15 protein-coding genes are annotated in these 16,358 nt (G+C 51.1%); 8 read left to right on the top strand and 7 right to left on the bottom strand.

Features of this window, described 5'->3' with window-relative positions; translation table 11 throughout:
- Positions 1-4 precede the first annotated feature (4 nt).
- The 4 genes from AC127K_RS08790 to AC127K_RS08775 are packed head-to-tail and all read left to right on the top strand — an operon-like array spanning position 5 to position 4,335.
- On the top strand, positions 5-763 hold the full coding sequence (locus AC127K_RS08790) for an ATP-binding cassette domain-containing protein (protein WP_483720273.1): 759 nt from the start codon (positions 5-7) through the stop codon (positions 761-763).
- On the top strand, positions 760-3,177 hold the full coding sequence (locus AC127K_RS08785) for a hypothetical protein (protein WP_483720271.1): 2,418 nt from the start codon (positions 760-762) through the stop codon (positions 3,175-3,177). The genes AC127K_RS08790 and AC127K_RS08785 overlap by 4 nt, the downstream gene beginning before the upstream one ends.
- On the top strand, positions 3,167-3,508 hold the full coding sequence (locus AC127K_RS08780) for a winged helix-turn-helix domain-containing protein (RefSeq protein ID WP_483720270.1): 342 nt from the start codon (positions 3,167-3,169) through the stop codon (positions 3,506-3,508). The genes AC127K_RS08785 and AC127K_RS08780 overlap by 11 nt, the downstream gene beginning before the upstream one ends.
- Positions 3,505-4,335, top strand: coding sequence for an NPCBM/NEW2 domain-containing protein (locus tag AC127K_RS08775; RefSeq protein WP_483720269.1), 831 nt, complete (start codon positions 3,505-3,507; stop codon positions 4,333-4,335). The genes AC127K_RS08780 and AC127K_RS08775 overlap by 4 nt, the downstream gene beginning before the upstream one ends.
- A gap of 24 nt (positions 4,336-4,359) precedes the next feature.
- Here AC127K_RS08775 and AC127K_RS08770 read toward each other — a convergent pair whose 3' ends face one another.
- The 5 genes from AC127K_RS08770 to ltrA all read right to left on the bottom strand — a co-directional run bounded on the left by AC127K_RS08770 (position 4,360) and on the right by ltrA (position 10,751).
- Positions 4,360-5,964, bottom strand: a complete 1,605-nt coding sequence (locus AC127K_RS08770; RefSeq protein WP_483720268.1) for a M23 family metallopeptidase — start codon at positions 5,962-5,964, stop codon at positions 4,360-4,362.
- A 182-nt stretch (positions 5,965-6,146) separates the two neighbouring features.
- Positions 6,147-7,280: a ComEC/Rec2 family competence protein gene (locus tag AC127K_RS08765; RefSeq protein WP_483720267.1), complete on the bottom strand. Its 1,134-nt coding sequence runs from the start codon at positions 7,278-7,280 to the stop codon at positions 6,147-6,149.
- Between the two features lie 230 nt (positions 7,281-7,510).
- Positions 7,511-7,765: a hypothetical protein gene (locus tag AC127K_RS08760; protein ID WP_483720266.1), complete on the bottom strand. Its 255-nt coding sequence runs from the start codon at positions 7,763-7,765 to the stop codon at positions 7,511-7,513.
- Between the two features lie 12 nt (positions 7,766-7,777).
- Complete coding sequence (locus AC127K_RS08755) at positions 7,778-9,019, bottom strand: DNA polymerase Y family protein (RefSeq protein WP_483720265.1); 1,242 nt, start codon at positions 9,017-9,019, stop codon at positions 7,778-7,780.
- 52 nt (positions 9,020-9,071) lie between these two features.
- Positions 9,072-10,751: a group II intron reverse transcriptase/maturase gene (gene ltrA, locus AC127K_RS08750; RefSeq protein WP_483720264.1), complete on the bottom strand. Its 1,680-nt coding sequence runs from the start codon at positions 10,749-10,751 to the stop codon at positions 9,072-9,074.
- A 782-nt stretch (positions 10,752-11,533) separates the two neighbouring features.
- Between ltrA and AC127K_RS08745 the strand changes: the two genes are divergently transcribed.
- From AC127K_RS08745 to AC127K_RS08730, 4 genes are all read left to right on the top strand, one after another.
- Positions 11,534-12,217 carry a S24 family peptidase gene (locus AC127K_RS08745; RefSeq protein WP_483720263.1) on the top strand — a complete coding sequence of 228 codons (684 nt, stop codon included), beginning with the start codon at positions 11,534-11,536 and terminating at the stop codon, positions 12,215-12,217.
- A 42-nt stretch (positions 12,218-12,259) separates the two neighbouring features.
- Positions 12,260-12,862 carry an SOS response-associated peptidase gene (locus tag AC127K_RS08740; RefSeq protein WP_483720262.1) on the top strand — a complete coding sequence of 201 codons (603 nt, stop codon included), beginning with the start codon at positions 12,260-12,262 and terminating at the stop codon, positions 12,860-12,862.
- Between the two features lie 12 nt (positions 12,863-12,874).
- Positions 12,875-13,252, top strand: a complete 378-nt coding sequence (locus AC127K_RS08735; RefSeq protein ID WP_483720261.1) for a hypothetical protein — start codon at positions 12,875-12,877, stop codon at positions 13,250-13,252.
- Positions 13,253-13,359: 107 nt separating this feature from the next.
- Positions 13,360-13,566: a hypothetical protein gene (locus tag AC127K_RS08730; protein ID WP_483720259.1), complete on the top strand. Its 207-nt coding sequence runs from the start codon at positions 13,360-13,362 to the stop codon at positions 13,564-13,566.
- Positions 13,567-13,622: 56 nt separating this feature from the next.
- Here AC127K_RS08730 and AC127K_RS08725 read toward each other — a convergent pair whose 3' ends face one another.
- Together AC127K_RS08725 and AC127K_RS08720 are read right to left on the bottom strand one after the other, a co-directional pair.
- Positions 13,623-15,962 carry a VirB4-like conjugal transfer ATPase, CD1110 family gene (locus tag AC127K_RS08725; RefSeq protein WP_483720258.1) on the bottom strand — a complete coding sequence of 780 codons (2,340 nt, stop codon included), beginning with the start codon at positions 15,960-15,962 and terminating at the stop codon, positions 13,623-13,625.
- On the bottom strand, positions 15,959-16,339 hold the full coding sequence (locus AC127K_RS08720; RefSeq protein ID WP_483720257.1) for a PrgI family protein: 381 nt from the start codon (positions 16,337-16,339) through the stop codon (positions 15,959-15,961). Before AC127K_RS08720 ends, AC127K_RS08725 begins: the two co-directional genes overlap by 4 nt.
- Positions 16,340-16,358: the final 19 nt, after the last annotated feature.

Below are 16,358 nucleotides of genomic sequence, written 5' to 3'. Positions count from 1 at the left end.
AAAAATGCAAATTGATTTGTTGGCTATCCACGACCTGAAAAAGTCATATGCTGGTTCCTCCCTGTGCAAAAAAGAGAAGCCCAGGCAAGCCCTGGCCGGGGTATCCCTGACCCTCGGCCCAGGGCTTTACGGCCTTTTAGGACCAAACGGCGCGGGCAAAAGCACACTAATCAGCATCATCACCGGCACGCTGGCCGCGGATTCGGGCGAGGTACTCTGGTGCGGCAAGCCGGCGCGTGGCATCCGGTTCCGCCGTGTGCTCGGGTATATGCCACAGCAGCAGGGGTTGTATGACAGCTATACCGGTCGGCGCTTTCTGACCTACATGGCGGCACTGAAAGAGCTACCCCGCAAAAGCGTCCCGTCCGAGGTGGACCGTGTTGCTGCGGCAGTGAATCTTTCGTCTGAGCTGGACAAGCGCCTGTCCGCCTACTCCGGCGGCATGAAGCAACGGCTGTTGCTGGCGTCCGCCCTGCTGGGCGACCCCAAGCTGCTGATTCTGGACGAGCCCACCGCCGGTCTTGACCCCAAGGAACGTGTCCGCCTGCGGGAGCTACTGGCCCAAATGGCTGCCGACCGCATTATTCTGGTGGCCACTCACGTGGTCAGTGATGTGGAGACCGTCGCTACGGAGGTGATCTTGCTGCGTGCCGGAAAAATCGTGGACGCTGCCCCGGTGCCGGACCTTATTGCCAAATACGCCCCCGGCCAAGGGCTTGAGGATGTGTACCTCGTAGTATTCGGGGAGGGGGACGGGAAATGAGTCTGCTCACTGCTGAGCTGCGCAAGGTATGGGGCAACCGTTTGTTCCCGATGCTGCTCGCCGTGCTCGTGGCCGCCAATCTGTTATTACTCTGGATGGGCACACGTCCCACCGCCAACCAGCCCCCCGCCGCGGCCTACCGCGCCGTGGGGGCTGATTTGGCTGCCCTGGGGTCTGATATGACCGCCAAGGGCGACTTTTTGCACAGCAAACTCGACGAGGCCGAGTCGCTTCTGCGGCTCGAAAGCTACTACCGCGACCTCGCTTACGGCAGCAGCGTCTACTTGCAGCGTTACCGCGAGGAAAACGCCGCACTGTTCGAGACCTACGAGCAGACCTACCTTGATAAGACCTATACCCTATACACCGACAGTTTATGGTTGGACTATGCACTGTTCTCCCAACTGGTTAGCGAGTACGATACGGTAGCCGGGTACACCGATTTTCTTGAAAGCGTGCAAACCAATGCCGGACAGCTGGCGGGCATCTCGATTTTCCAAAACGATGAGACCGGGTATGACCTGAGAAACATCGAGGTCACAGCAGAGGTTTATGCCGGGTTAGGCGAAACGGCCATTGATTACTACCCGCAGAAAGGGTTGTATACCGCCATCTCCTATGCTTTCACCGACCTGATTCTGCTGGCATCCATGCTGGTGCTAGCACTGCTGCTCGTCCGGCAGGAACGGGACAGCGGGTTGCTCTCATTGGTGCGCAGCCTGCCCGGTGGACGTCTGCAAACGGCCCTTGCAAAACTGGTGGCGTTTGCATTGAGCCTACTGGCCGTGCTGGCGCTTTTGTATGGTGTGAATCTCGCTTACTGCAGTGCGACATATGGCCTCGGCCCGCTGTCCCGGACAATCCAGAGTGTACCCGCCCTGATGCGCTGTACAATGCAAATCACGGTTGGGCAGTATCTGTTCCGCTTTCTGCTAGCCAAGTGGGCCGGGGCCTTTGTCATGGGGCTTTGGGTCATGCTGGCAGCGCTGATTGCCCGCCGGGCGGCTGCCGGATGGGCTGCCGCCCTGGTTGGGCCGCTCATGATGTTCGGCATCCGAGCCGCAATCCCGGCTACCAGCCGGCTGAATGTCATCAAATACGCAAACCTTGCCAGCTTGCTGCAAACAAACGAGCTGTTGGGGAACTACCGCAATCTATATTGGTTCGGCACTCCTATCGGTTTACCGCTGGTTGAGTGGACGGCAGCTGTTCTTTACGGCGGAGCTCTGACCTTTGCCTTTTGCTGGGTGTTTGCCCGTGCGCAACTGCTGTCTGCCGCCAAGCGCGGATTTCTGCTGGGTCTGCGGCACAAGACCCGTGCCACTTCTATCTATAAAGAGGAGGCACGCAAGTTGCTGCTGCTCAACGGCTCCGCGGTGGTGCTGGCCGCCTTTATCGGATTTGGCGTTTACCAGGGTGTAACAGCTGAAAGTTACATCGGGCCAGATGAAATCTATTACGCCTACTACATGAAACATATCTCGGGCCCCTTTACTCAGGAGACCTACGATTGGCTGGAAGAGCAGGGCGAGGAATTTGCCCCGATGCTCGAAGTCCAGCAGAAGGTAGCAGCCGGCGAGCTTTCCAGCGACGCAATGCTGGCGTTCAGTTCTTTGCAGCAAAAGTATAGTGTGTACACTCAGATAATCAACCAGAATATCAACTACTATCTGAAAGAACACCCTGGCGCCTGGCTGGTATATGAAAGCGGATACAAGGAACTGTTTGGCTTCACTGGTCAGGCTGATGTGCAAGATGCACTGCTGGCCGGGCTGGCCTGCGCGCTCTGCTTTTCAGGGCTGTTCTCGATGGAGCGCCGCGGCGGCATGGAGACCATCCTCTGCACAACGCCGCTGGGCCGTAAGCAAACGGTACGGGCAAAACTCGCAGTCAGCACGGTTGTGGCAGTGGGCATCGCGGTGGCATCCTGCCTGCCACATTTAATTCAGGTATTGCGGGACTACGGTCTACCTACCATGCTTGCCCCAGCCATGAGCATCTCTGAATTTGAGAGTATCCCGGCCATCTTTACCTTGTCCGATGTACTGTTGTTCTGGTTTCTCTGTCGGGTAGCAGCTTGCTTGTGCATGTGCGCAATAACTTTGACATTGGGACGCATGTTCGGCAACTTACTTCCGGCCTTATTCATCAGTGCTGTAGCCTATTGCCTCCCTGCACTCCTGAGCCTCTCCGGGATGAAAGGGGGGATTGAATGGCTGGGTTTTTGGCCCCTGTTCCATGCAGCAGCCTTTTTGACTACACAAGGTTATAGCGTAACTGATGGTGAACCGTACAACTTTTCTTGGATTATCATTCTACTCTTGGCAACTGCTTTATTTATTTCTTGGTTTCTAGCTATTTGCTTACAAGATTCTTATGCGATGAGAGGACGGAACCTGAAGAATGACAGATAATGCACAGGCATGGACCGTGTATAATTCGCTTACGGTGGACCCCTTAACCCATACTGTGTATTCCTCCGGGGAAGAAATTCATCTACCAGAAATGGAATATCAACTTTTATGTTATTTTCTTCAGCATCCAGGGCAAACACTTTCACGCAAGACTCTTATGCTGTCGGTATGGAGAAGCCCACCCGGTTTGAAGACGCGCACGTTAGATATTCATGTCTGCCAGCTAAGGAAAAAACTCAAACTGGGCAGTTCCTTGCAAACTGTTTTTAAAGTCGGCTATAAGCTCCGTTTGCCCACAAATAGAAATGAAGGAGAACGTTGTAACCCATGAAAACAGAAGAGAAAAGTGAAAAGATCAATCGTATTCTCGGGATTCTTTCAGCAGTCATCGGTATTGTTGGCAGTATCTTTGGAATCTTTCAGGCTCAGCAGGCTGCTACGTTAAAAAACGAGGTGAACAGTCTTCAGACCGCATCACAACAGACAATTGTAAATGTTGTTTCCACCTTAGGGGATGATGCTAAGACTAGTGAACTAACCGAAACCGGTGACATGGTAGCTGCAACCGATCAGCTAATCAGTGTATATAATTCGACAAAAACTCAAAATGTGCAGCTGACAAGTGAAGCCCAAACACTACAAAGCGAAAATGAAGCCCTTAAAGCACAGGTTGAAAACCTCAAGTCAGTACTTCTGAATACCTATTCAATGGATGAAGTTGATAAAGTTGTTGCCCAAGGCTACTTAGATGAAGTAGAAACGAAGCGGTTGGATAATTTGGAAATGCTGGATAGCGAACGCTGTGAACAAGTATCATCTGTAAAAGACCTGTATGGCACAACACACAGTGTTTCTTATAAATTTGATCCCTGGCAGGAAGCTTGGGCCAAATTCAAGCTGGATGGAAAGTATGATACGTTTGAAGCAAACATCGTAACCTCTGACGACACAAACCGTGACGCCAACATGAGCATTGAAATTTATGTAGACGATGTCTTGGTCGGACGGGTTGACGATATCGTTCGTGATGAAAATGTTCGTCCTATCAGTGTAAGTGTCAACGGTGGCAAAGTTTTAATGGTCAAAGCAGTAAACACGAATGCTGCAGGCAACAGTTATTGCTACGTTTCCGACACAAACTTGGCCTTGCTGCAATGATGCCATCTATATCGGCAATCAGTCTTACTTTCTCACTTCAAAATGCAGATGCGCTCCAGTGGCACGCCCTGTATGTCCCACATAGGCTATAACCTGCCCTGCCTTTACCTCCTGCCCCACTGTGACGCAGATTTTGGAACAATGTGCATACAGCGTAGTCAGTCCACCACCATGGTCGATTTTGACGTAATAGCCATAGCTTCCCCCCCAGCTGTCGGTGGCGTTGGCAATGGTCACAGCGCCATCGGCAGCAGCCAAGATCGGGGTGTCCTCGGGCACGGCGATGTCGGTGCCGCTGTGGTAGCTGGTTTCGCCAGTAATCGGGTCGGTTCGGTAGCCTTGTGGCGAGGTGATCGTACCCGCCACCGGCAGCGGCCATTGTAGGGCCCCGTCTGCAAACACTGTATCCATACCGGGCGCCATGAGTTCCCCGTTTCCCTGGATAAAACCGCCCAACAGTTCACCCCAAAGGGTTGTGGTCTCTTCTCCTGAGAGCAATGTCAGGTATTCATTCTGCCTGTCTGTAAAGTGATAGGTTTCCCGCATTTCTTCCAGTGTATGATGAGTCAGTTCAATGATCAGAACGGTTTCGGTGATGGTTGTGGTTTCTATCTCACCTTCCTCATTTGTCTGTTCCACCTCTTGGAGTTGGCTTTCGGTGCGCCAATCCAGCTCGTTCATATCCCAAAGAACGGTGCGCAGCCGATCTACATTGTCCTCGTCCAAATAGGCAACAGTAGTACCGTTGGCATCACCTGCCGTTTGAGAAGCAAAGACCGCCAGGACATCCTGCCACGCAATGGCATAGCTGCCATCGTTGGACTCGATTTCCTGGCGGTCATATTCTGCGTTTTTTTCGATTGCTTCCAACCGGTCCCGATATTCTTCGGTAAGCAGTTCTACGGCCTCTTGCACACTGATAGCATTCTCATCAGGGGACTCTGCTGCGAAAAAGATGCCATAAGCTGACCCGGCTACTAAGGCTATCAAACAAATCAGCAGGATGATAAACACGGATACCCAGCCACCAGCAATCAGTGCAGTTGCAAGGCTCTGCATGGCAGTCATCCAATGTCGAATCGCCGAGCGTATGACAGCAATCCCTTTCTTGGCTGCTTTTTCGCTTTCCCTAGCGGCTTGCTTGGCTCGGTAGATCATTCTTTGTGTACGTTGTGCTACTTGATCTGCCTTTTTTCCCTTGCGGGCAGTATTGGCTGAAGTGCGGAGTTGTTTTTGATCTATATCAACGCCACGTATTTCCCAAGCTACTTTTTTGACCTGTTGCTCTAAGACTTTGTGCCTTTGTTTCTGAACAGTGCGCCGTTGCTGCTCTTTCTTTGAGGTGCCTTGCGGATTGGTTTTCGAGGGTTCTCGAACTACAGGTTTCTTATCTCTCGGTTCCAGAGTATTCCTATACCTGGAACCCTCCTGATGGGGTTTATTCAGTTCCCTCTTGCGGGCGATCCTGTCTTTGGAAACGGCACCTGCCTTTTGCAACGCTAAAAGAGTAGCATCTTCCAAACAATTTTCTGCTTGCTGAACACTATATTCTTCCATCTCCTGTGCGTAAGCGTAGTTGCTATCGGGATTTGTGCGTGTTGCCGAAATCAGGTTTTCTTTGCTTTTCACCCAAACCTCCCGTGCAAGCATTTTCGGTAATCGGGATCCTGTCTGGATTCTTTCTGACTGGCCCAATGGTTTTTGCCTAGGGTCCTTATGTCTATTATCTTTCATTGAATCACCTGCCATTGAAATGGTTATAAAAAAACAGTATCTACTCCATTGGGCAGATACCGCTTCTGTCTATCCTTTTACGGATTACATTGCCCACAAGGTGTATATCCTCGGGCGATCAATTCTTCACGAGCCTCATCCGTAAAACTTTTGTTTTTTTCATTCATTTGGTTAACGCTTGGACAAGCTGGTAAATGGAACTTTTTCGTGTGTATATTCAAGACATACTTAGCATCATCAGAAATCGTCGTGGCAAGCGGCGTATCTGGAGCAGTTTGCTTGCCAGCACTCCAGTCTTCGCTAGGGGGCGTATTGAACCAGAAGTGCTCTTTATTGGCATAGACGGTTATCTCTCCCTGCCTATCAGTTCTATACAATTCGACACCGTGATTTTGTAAGGCTTTCATCGTTTGTTCAGCCGGATGTCCATAGCGATTATCCGCCCCCACACTGAGAACAGCATATTCAGGAGACGCCGCATTCAACAATTCCTCGCTAGTAGATGATGAGCTGCCATGATGTCCTACAACATACACATCACAGGTCAGATCTTGTCCCGAAGCGATCATATCATGCTCTGCGTCTTGTTCTGCGTCACCGGTCAGTAAACAGCTAAAATTTCCATAACAAATCTTCAAGCAGATTGAATTACTGTTATCCGAATCATAAGTATAATCGAAAGGCCCTACAACTTGAATCTCTGCATCACCAAGTGTGAAGCTTTCTCCTTGTGTTGGGTAAGTTACCGGTACACTTTTCTCTTCCAAAGAATTTTGTAAGGATTGATATATCTGCGTGTCTGTGGAGTAGTCCGGCATAAGCGCCTGATCTACAGATATTGTGTTGAGCACACCCACCAGTCCACTGATATGATCTTCGTCATAGTGAGAAGCTATCAGCCAATCCAATTCCGTCACATCGTTCTGTTGCAGATAGGAAACCACATAGGAAGATGCTCCTCGACCACCGCCATCATAGAGCAAACAGTCATTGCCAGCTTTCACTAGAACCGATAATCCTTGCCCAACGTCCAATACGGTGAGCGAAAATGCGGCATCGTCGGTCGATATATCCACCTCGTTCTGTGTTTCCGGTCGGATTTGTTCGGCAGTTGGTGCTTGACTCTGGGAGCCATTACAGCCTGTCATTGCAATCAGCTCAATAACCGCCAGAATACCAAATAACCATCTATTGAAGACTTCTCGCTTCATTCAAACCTCCTTTATTACCTTAACAATTCTGCTTATCCTAGTGTAAAGGAGAAATTCCGCGAAACGTGACGAACAATGACATTTTTCTGATAAACGCTCCTTTCACCTTTTCTGGGCAAGCAACCAACTACTAAAATGGTGTCATCAAAGTCGGTCGGTCATTTTCCTGTTTGATCGATTTCCATAACCGTAACAGATAAAGCCCGTATGCCATCCGTTTCTATTCGTTCTCACACCTTTGCTTCCACAAACCACCGGCCTTTCTCAAACCAGAGCTTTTTCTCCTGACCCGCTATGACACAAAGATACCGATCCCCGACGCCACCGACCTCGGCGGCCCGCCTGCTCACGTCTTTGACAGCATCGATTTCATAGATTTGCTCGGGGCCATATCGTATAGTCAATGGCCGAAGGTGTCCATCCTCTTCAAAACGTACATCAACCGTTACATATCGCTTTTCACGTTTGGTAATTTGCCGTGCCATGCAGATGCCTCCTTATCCAGCATTGAAAAATCCCACCGGATGGACGGTATGGTCATCCTTGGGGTTTATCTTACTCAACTGGTTGTCCGTATAGACAATCGCTCTCTGTACACAGGTATACCCATACCGCTCTCTGACAGTATCTACAGCCTTGTCGATGCGTTCCAGCTTTTCCCGTTTTTCTTCATTGCTGAAAAATCCAAGCTGAATGGTACAGTCCTCTGGCACGAGTCCTGCTCCGCGCACACCTACACCGCGCAAAGGCTTTCCCCAACGGTAATTGGCCTTGAACAGCGCAAACGCCTCCCGCGCAATTTCCAAGGCTACATTGGTTGGAGTTTCTATTTTGCGCTGGCGCACAAATCCACAGAGATCACTGTCCCGCACCGATACTTCCACTACCGTGCATTTCATGGCGAGTTCCCGCATCCGCATGGCTACACTCTCACTCATGATGTTCAGCATCAACCATACATCCGTATCACTCACCAGGTCTCGTGGTGTGGTTCCGCTATTTCCAACACTTTTGATGGCCACTTTGTGATCCTGCTTGGCAACCGGCGAAGCGTCCAGTCCCCGAGCAAAGGCAGACAGCGAGTACCCAACTTTACCAAACCATCCCTGCAATACTCGAGGATCTGTTTCAGCCAGCTGGCCGATTGTCCGAATGCCGTAGTGATTCAGCTTTTTCTGCGTTGCGGCTCCTACATAAAGCAGATCCTGCACCGGCAACGGATATACGATTTCTCGATAATTGTCAGATTCAATTCGTGTAATAGCATCCGGCTTTTTATAATCACTGCCCAATTTTGCTGTGATTTTGTTGTTGGAAACGCCAATGCTTACTGTGATCCCCAGCTCTCGCTTTACCCTGTCACTGATATCCTTGGCGATAGACATCGCATTTCCGAACAGCCCTACACTGCCGGTCACATCCACCCAACTTTCGTCCAGACCAAACCCCTCTACCTGGTCGGAGTAGTTTTGCAGGATTTCCCTCACATACCCACTATACCGCATATATTCCCGGTAGTGCGGCGGCACAATAATCAAATCGCGGCAACATTGCTGTGCCTGCCAGATGGCCATGCCCGTCTTGACCCCCATCCGTTTTGCTGGATAGCTGGCCGTAAGCACAATCCCATGACGATCTTCTTTGCTTCCGCAAACCGCAATGCGCTTTCCCCGTAACTGAGGATTTTCCTGCATCTCTACACTTGCATAGTCGGGTAAGAGATGGGCATTACTGCCCACCCCTCCCCTAAGAACCGTACGTGACAGTTTCCCGTCATACGGCTCAAGCCTTTCAAAGCCTATTACTGCCGCAATAAGCCGGTCGCAAGAATGGAAAAGAATGGGTTTTCCTGTGACAACTTGGATGAACCAAATAGTTCATCGTACGCATTCCATCGGTGTATTTGTGACACCGCGCACCAGTTTCCAGGGTTAAACGCTCACCGCAAAGCGCGCAGCGCCCTTTCTGAATTCGGAAGATTTTCCTGAGCGTGGCATTGCCTTTTACACTGATACGCATTTTATCCGTTTCCCGTTCTTCAAAATACAGCTGCCATTCCTCATCATAGGGATTGGCTCCGTCCTGAATTTTGGGATAGCGAGCAATTTTCACATCGCTCGCGTATTCCAAGGCATAGTACCCTGTACTGCCATCCGTTCTCCGCCATTGGACAGAAAATGTCCAGGTACGATTACCAATGCGATGGAAATATCGTTGGGCGATCCAGCTACTTCCTTTGTTAGGATGCCGTCTTTTTGCCCATTTCCACAATGCTTGGTAAATCTGAAAGTCGGCATGGTGAAGCACCCTGGAAGCGACGTTGAAACGGTGGAAGTTTGTCCATCCTCGGATAATAGGGTTCAGTTTGGCAATGAGGTCTTGTTGGCGTGCCATCCGATTGGCCCGAATCACCGCTCGAATTTTAGCGAGAAACGCTTTTTCGGATGTTTTGGATGGCCGTGTAAGCAATTTTCCTTTGAACTTTCGGATGTTACATCCCAAGAAATCAAACCCATCTTCGATATGCGTAATCTTGGTTTTTTCTTCTGACAGGGTAAGGCCTCGCTCCTGGAGGAATTGCCGGATGAGTGGTTTTACTTGTTCATCCAGCAGCTCGGGACTTTCTCCCGTCACAATAAAGTCGTCGGCATATCGAGTAAAGTTGACTTTTGGATTGTACATCCGACCGTTCCTGTATTTGCGCACGAATCTCTCTTTCAGTAAGGGCTCCAATCCATCCAGCGTCATGTTACAAAGCACAGTCGAAATCGTACCGCCCTGCGGGGTGCCTTCTTCCGAATTGTGGAAGATACCGCCATCCACGAAACCGCTCTTTAGAAATTTTCCAAGGATTTCTTTGTCCATCGGAATATTATCCAGCAGCCATTTGTGGCTGATATGATCAAAGCATCCTTTGATGTCTCCCTCTAGAATCCAAGCCGGTGATGTGCCGCGGCTTAGACTTGTGAAGCAGTGTTCAATGGCATCTTGCACGCAACGTCCTTTGCGAAATCCGTATGAGTGAGCATCCGCCGTTGTTTCCGCAACGGGGTCGAGCGCGAACCTGTACAAGGTTTGCATGGCTCTGTCTGTCATGGTTGGAATGCTGAGGGGACGAAGCTTCCCGTTTTTCTTTGGTATATACACACGCCGAAGCGGTAACGGTCGGTAGCCGTGTCGTTTTAATTTTCCGATCGCTTTCAATTTACCGTCGGGGGTGTCCCAAAGTTCATGGTCAACACCGGAAGTTCGTTTCCCTCTGTTTTCTGTCACTTGTTTCACTGCGAGCACTTTCGCATAATACGAGTGCGTCAGTGTCCATTGCAGGGCTTTGACCTTGCCCCACTTTCTTTCCTTTACGGCCTTTGCAATACGCATTTGCAGTTTCTTCACGCACTTTTCTGCATTGGCAAAGTCAATGTCTTGCCAGTGCTGACCGACGCGAGGAGTCGCACACAGTTTCCTGTTCATCTGCTTTACCCCTTTCAGAAATTTCTCAAATTCTCTTGCAAAGAAAGACCAGACGGAAGTCTGCACCCTTTCGGGCAAGGTAATGTTGCAACCTCTATCCCGGCCGTTACAGCCAGGCATTCGCTTTTTCCGTCCTCCTGTACCCGCACCTTCATTAGCGTCCCTCGCGGGAAACCTTCCATACAGTTATGGGAAGGTACGGGCTTACCACGTTCCACTTGATCGATACAGATAACGTAGACTCTGCCTTTTCGCCGGAAGCCATTCGACCGTGTGTTCCTATGCATTCAGAGGAACATCCGACTTCAGCCCCGTTTTGGGTCAGGCCTGACAGCAACTTTGGCCTGTTCTGCAATAACGACGTTTATCAGCAGTTCAGATTTCTTAGTCATATTATCTTCGCCTGCTCCCTGACTGTATCGTTGCTAACAGTCTTGCAGCTTCCTCGCGGTTGCCGCTCCTTCTCGTTCTGAGAAAGGGCTACTGTGTCCCGTTCCGTTTCCTCATGGGCATTACTGACCACTTTGTGAACGGTAGGCGCCGCCGACGGTACGGCGGGTCCTCTCATTTGGAGGACAATCAATCAAGTGACTTGCGTGTCACACGAAGCAGTTACAGTCACAATGCAGAATGTGCCGTTGTCTGGTCATAGTCATTCCCCCTTACGCCCATTATATTTACATGTTATTTCAATTTCAATACTCTATTTTTGAAAATCCACGTAAACGTACCATTGACTTTACAATTACAGCAGTGGTATACTATGAGTGAGGTGAACTACCATGAGCTGGAATGACAGAATCAAACAGGCCCGGGAAGCCCAAAAACTTACTCGTGAGCAAGTTGTGACCCGGATGCGGGAATTTCTTCCCCATGAAAAAAGTGTAGCCACCCGTACCCTGGTATCCTGGGAGAGCGGCGACACAGAGCCGCGGGTCACTCAGGCAATTGCCTTGGCTCATGCGCTGGGATATCGAGAGGTATCTGATCTGTTCAACGAATCCGAAGATCCCCAGCTCAACCATTTGGGTATGAACCGTCTGGAAGAGTACCGGGATCTGTTGCTGCGCTCTCCTCAGTTTTGTGAGGACATTCATCCCACGATTCGTGTTCTTCCCGTTTATTTGCAACCAGCTTCGGCCGGCACGGGTCAGTGGTTGGATGATGATCTTGCCGAGCAGATGGAGGTAGACGACTCTGTCCCCTCCCGCGCGGAATTTGGTGTTCGCCTGGCCGGTAACTCTATGGAACCTCGTTTCGCAGATGGGCAGATTGTCTGGGCCCGTGCCAGTGAAACAGCTGAGAACGGTTCCATTATTCTTTGTGTTTTGAACGGCCAAGGATATTGCAAAAAACTAAAATGTGACGAACACGGCGTTGCGCTGATTTCGCTGAATCCCGCCTATCAGCCTATTCCCATTGGTGCAGAAGACGAGTTTCATATTGCCGGAATCGTGGTTGGGTAATAAGTACACAAGAATTGGTTTTGACTGCGAGGTGAAAATCCAATGTGTGGTCGGTATCTGTTTTCTACTAAAGAGAATCGAGAATTTCAGAGAATCATACAGGATGCGCAGCGCCGCAGTGTGCAGCACGGCGAACTGAATTTTCCTATGGCCGGAGATATTGCCCCTACATCCACGGCACCAGTTCTTATCGCAAGCGGTAACAAAGTAGTCGCAGAATTTCAGCGTTGGGGCATACCTGGCTGGCGCGGTGGTCTGATGATCAATGCCCGCTCCGAAACAGTCTGCGAGAAGCCTATGTTCCGCAAAAGCATGGCTGCGCAGCGCTGTGTGATTCCTGCCAGTGGGTACTACGAATGGGACGCTGGGAAGCACAAATATTTCTTCCAGATTCCTGGCAAGCCCATCTATCTGGCCGGAATCTACGACAATATTGAAGGGATCAACTGTTATGTTGTGTTGACCACTGTGCCTAATGCATCTGTTTCAGATATTCATGACCGCATGCCGCTGATTCTGTCCCACGAGCAGGTACGCCCCTGGTTAACTGATCCTCAAGCAGCACTACGCCTGCTTACCATTGTTCCACCGCTGTTGAAATACACTCGTGAAGATGGACAATTAAGTTTTGAAGATTTAGCATAAAGGAGGTCGTCCATGAACGCGAATAAGCAGAAGCACGAGATTGAGCGAGTTCTGACAGTGTTTAAGCCGTACCTGGCTAAAGCCGATTTTATGGACTATCTCTGGTGTGACAAACTACAGCATTATGTGTTTTTGTTTATTGACCATACCCGGAGTTCCATTGAAGAATCTGAACTTGTAGATTCAGCTGATATGATCTGTGAACGGGTGTATTGGGAAATGGGCAATGACATATTGCTAGACCACAATTGCGAAGGTCCGATTGGCGATGCTCCAAAAATCATACAGGATGAATTTTGTAAGAAGGTACAACCGTACGATTCTCAGTTGCCTGAATATCACGCTTTACTCGAGCACATGTTACACGCACCATCCACAAGGGATTCTTAACTACCATGCGGCTTTCTTTCTGCCGGATATATTAGTGGTTCGGTTGCATCTGATACCGTCCTATGTTATGCTGATACAGGTAAATCCAGATCAGAGGTGTATTTGCTGTGAATATCATGATTAGTTCCATGGAATATGATTTTCATACACTGGTCAAGGTGGCCGAGATGGCAGGACTTGCCGGTGTCATCACGTTTCATCAGTCGGGTGATGACTATCTGGTCACCTTCCCAGACTGCGAAGATGCCTCAAAGATGGTCGCGGATTTTCGCGCGCGGCTGCGTGGACTGGAAAACAACATTTGGAATTATTAATCTTCTGTTTTTGCAGGGTCGCTTCGGCGGCCCTTTATTTTTTTGTTTCATTCACATCATCCTTTCAATTGCTCGTCGGGCTTGGTGGTCATCAGGCGGTAGAGCTGCGTATCCTTGGGGAAATTGTTGGTGAAGGGAACCAGATTGCCTGCGCAGCGGATCAGCCCGCAGCCAGCCGGCACGTTGGTGATGTACCCCAGCTGGGTGTCCGAAATGTTCAGAAGTTTGGCCAGTTCCGCCCGGTCGGTGGCGCTCTGGTTGAGCATGATCAAGAACTCCGAGTTGGCCAGCATCAGGCGGGCGGTATCGGAGCGTAGCAGTTCGTCCACGTTCTGGGTCATGCCGGTGATCAGGCCGTTGTACTTGCGGATGCGCTTCCAGAGCTTATAGAAGAAATTGGCGCTGTACTCGTACCGGAACAGGATATAAAACTCATCGCAGAAGATCCAGGTGCGGTGCCCGCGCTTCCAGTTCTGGATCACGCGGTTGTAGATGGCATCCAGCGTCACCAGCATCCCGAGAGGCATCAACTGCTCGCCCAGTTCGCGGATATCGTAGGCTATGATCCGTGCCTTGGTATCCACGTTGGTGGGCTGGGCAAAGGTGCCCAGGGTGCCTGTGATAAAGAGTTCCGAGGAAAGGGCCAGCCCCTGCGCTTCCGGTTCCGGCTGCATCTTGAGCAGGCGGTAGAAGTCTTTCAGGGTGGGTACCGCTCCCTTGTACCCATTGCGGACATAGGGCATATAGACTTGTTCCGTGCAGCGGCCCAGGATGGATTTCTCCTTGGCGGTGACCAGCCCGCTGCCGATCAGCTGCTCAAACAGGCTCAAGACAAACTCGCTTTTGGACACGATGGGGTTGCGCTCGTCACCATAGGCGCGATCCATATCCAACGCATTGATGTGGGTGTCAGATGTAGCCGAAATGCGGATGACCTCGCCGCCGAAGGCTTCCACCAGATGTCCGAATTCAGATTCCACGTCCAGGATCAGGATGTCATCCTCCGTGGACAGGGCTATCTGAGCGATCTCCTCTTTTGCGCTCATGGACTTGCCGGAGCCGGACACCCCCAGCCGGAAGCTATTGCCGTTAAGCAGCTGCCTGCGATCCACCACGATGCGGTTCTTGCTGACGGCGTTCTGGCCGTAGTACATCCCCTTCTGCTGCATGATCTCCTGGGCGCGGAACGGAATGAGCACCGCCGTGCTTTCGGTAGTCAAGGTGCGCAGTGCCTGGATACGGCGCAGTCCATAGGGCAGCACGGTGTCCAGTCCGTCCCGCTGCTGCCAGCGCAGCGTCGAAAGCTGGCACAGGTGCTTGCGGGCAACGGAGAGCAGCGATTCGGTATCATCATCCAGTTGCTCCTTGGTATCGGCCACGTGGACGAGGGTGACCAAGCCGAACATCATCCGCTGGTCGCGGGTGGTCAGATCATCCAGCATTTCCTTGGTTTCCTTGCGCTGGAGTTCCATGTCATAGGGCACGATGGCCGACCAGTTGTTGTTGGCGTTCTGTTTCCGCTGCCAGTTGGTCACGTTGGTTTCCACACCCAGCAGCGTATTCTGCAACTGGCGGGCGGCCTCGTCGGTGGGGATGGGCAAGATGTCGATGGACAGCATCAGTTCCCGATCCAGGTCGCAGAGCTCCGACACAAAGCTGTCCTTCAGATAACTGGCGAAGTCCTGGAGGTAGAGTACCCGGCCCAAACGATTATCGATCTTGAAATGGTCAGCGGAGAACTCCATGCTGCTGGGACAAAGCCAGTCTTTGAAATGCTGGCCACGCCGGGCTTTCTGGTGGATATCGAACTCCGCAGCAGGCGGGTCCGCCGGGCGGAAGAAGTCGCGGAAGATCCGCAGGCGCTCATTGAGGGAGAGTTCCTGTGCCACCGAAGACAGTGCAGCCAGCTTGGTGGTCAGATCGGTTCCGACACGAGCAAAGTAGGTGCGGGCTTCCTCGATGTTGCGCTTGACCACGCTGATGGTGAGATACCGCTCCCGGACGATGCTATTGTTGCTCTCGGTGACCTGAGCGCGCAGCATCTCGTTGAATTCCTCCCGGTAGTTGTCCAGGCCATCTTCCTTGAGAGGCAGCAGAACAGACCGCTCGAATTCCTCCTTGTTGATCCGCCGGTTGTACAGAGTGATCTTGGCCGAGGCTCCGGAGTCCAGTGCATTGAGCAGGTCACAGTAGTCCAGGAACATTGCCGTCTTATCATCCTTGCCTGCAATGGAATAGTTGATGTCGGTGAACGACCAGGTCTTGGAGAACTGGTGTCCCACCTGGAAGATTCCATCCGCCCAGATGCGGCGGATGGGAATGCAGTCCTGCACGTTGCGCGGAATGCGGAACTTTACACGCTCCTGTTTCCGCGCTTTGGACAGGGTCTTGATCAATGGCGCTTCTCCTTATGGCTGCCCTTTTTCTGTTTGGGTTTCTTCATACGCATCCCTCCTTGGATTGCATCGTAGTAATAACTGTTGGAACGGTAGACCAGCCGCTTGGGGCTCAGGAGCTCGGATTTGCACCACGCCCAAAACAACTGTTCAGCGGTCATGCCGTGGTAGGAGAAAAATCCGCAGGCCGCGAAGGGCGCGGCGGCCAGGATGCATACCCAGCCGATTTCCTCTGTTCCCAGCAGCGGGCGGAGCAAAAAATAAACGCCCACCGCCACCCCGAGGGCCAGCAGTGAGCAGATAAACTGCCGGGTATTGAGACCGAAGAAGATGGTCTCATGATAGTCCCGGACTTCTTTGGGGATTTTGATTTCCATAGGCAATCACCTTTCTTTC

It is taken from the genome of Subdoligranulum sp. DSM 23681 (assembly GCF_057005535.1).
This window is presented reverse-complemented; position numbering and strand designations above follow the sequence as displayed.

Coding starts and splice junctions, on each gene's coding strand:
- AC127K_RS08790 (WP_483720273.1), top strand. CDS start 5: ATGCAAATTGATTTGTTGGCTATCCACGACCTGAAAAAGTCATATGCT.
- AC127K_RS08785 (WP_483720271.1), top strand. CDS start 760: ATGAGTCTGCTCACTGCTGAGCTGCGCAAGGTATGGGGCAACCGTTTG.
- AC127K_RS08780 (WP_483720270.1), top strand. CDS start 3,167: ATGACAGATAATGCACAGGCATGGACCGTGTATAATTCGCTTACGGTG.
- AC127K_RS08775 (WP_483720269.1), top strand. CDS start 3,505: ATGAAAACAGAAGAGAAAAGTGAAAAGATCAATCGTATTCTCGGGATT.
- AC127K_RS08765 (WP_483720267.1), bottom strand. CDS start 7,280: ATGAAGCGAGAAGTCTTCAATAGATGGTTATTTGGTATTCTGGCGGTT.
- AC127K_RS08760 (WP_483720266.1), bottom strand. CDS start 7,765: ATGGCACGGCAAATTACCAAACGTGAAAAGCGATATGTAACGGTTGAT.
- ltrA (WP_483720264.1), bottom strand. CDS start 10,751: ATGAACAGGAAACTGTGTGCGACTCCTCGCGTCGGTCAGCACTGGCAA.
- AC127K_RS08745 (WP_483720263.1), top strand. CDS start 11,534: ATGAGCTGGAATGACAGAATCAAACAGGCCCGGGAAGCCCAAAAACTT.
- AC127K_RS08740 (WP_483720262.1), top strand. CDS start 12,260: ATGTGTGGTCGGTATCTGTTTTCTACTAAAGAGAATCGAGAATTTCAG.
- AC127K_RS08735 (WP_483720261.1), top strand. CDS start 12,875: ATGAACGCGAATAAGCAGAAGCACGAGATTGAGCGAGTTCTGACAGTG.
- AC127K_RS08720 (WP_483720257.1), bottom strand. CDS start 16,339: ATGGAAATCAAAATCCCCAAAGAAGTCCGGGACTATCATGAGACCATC.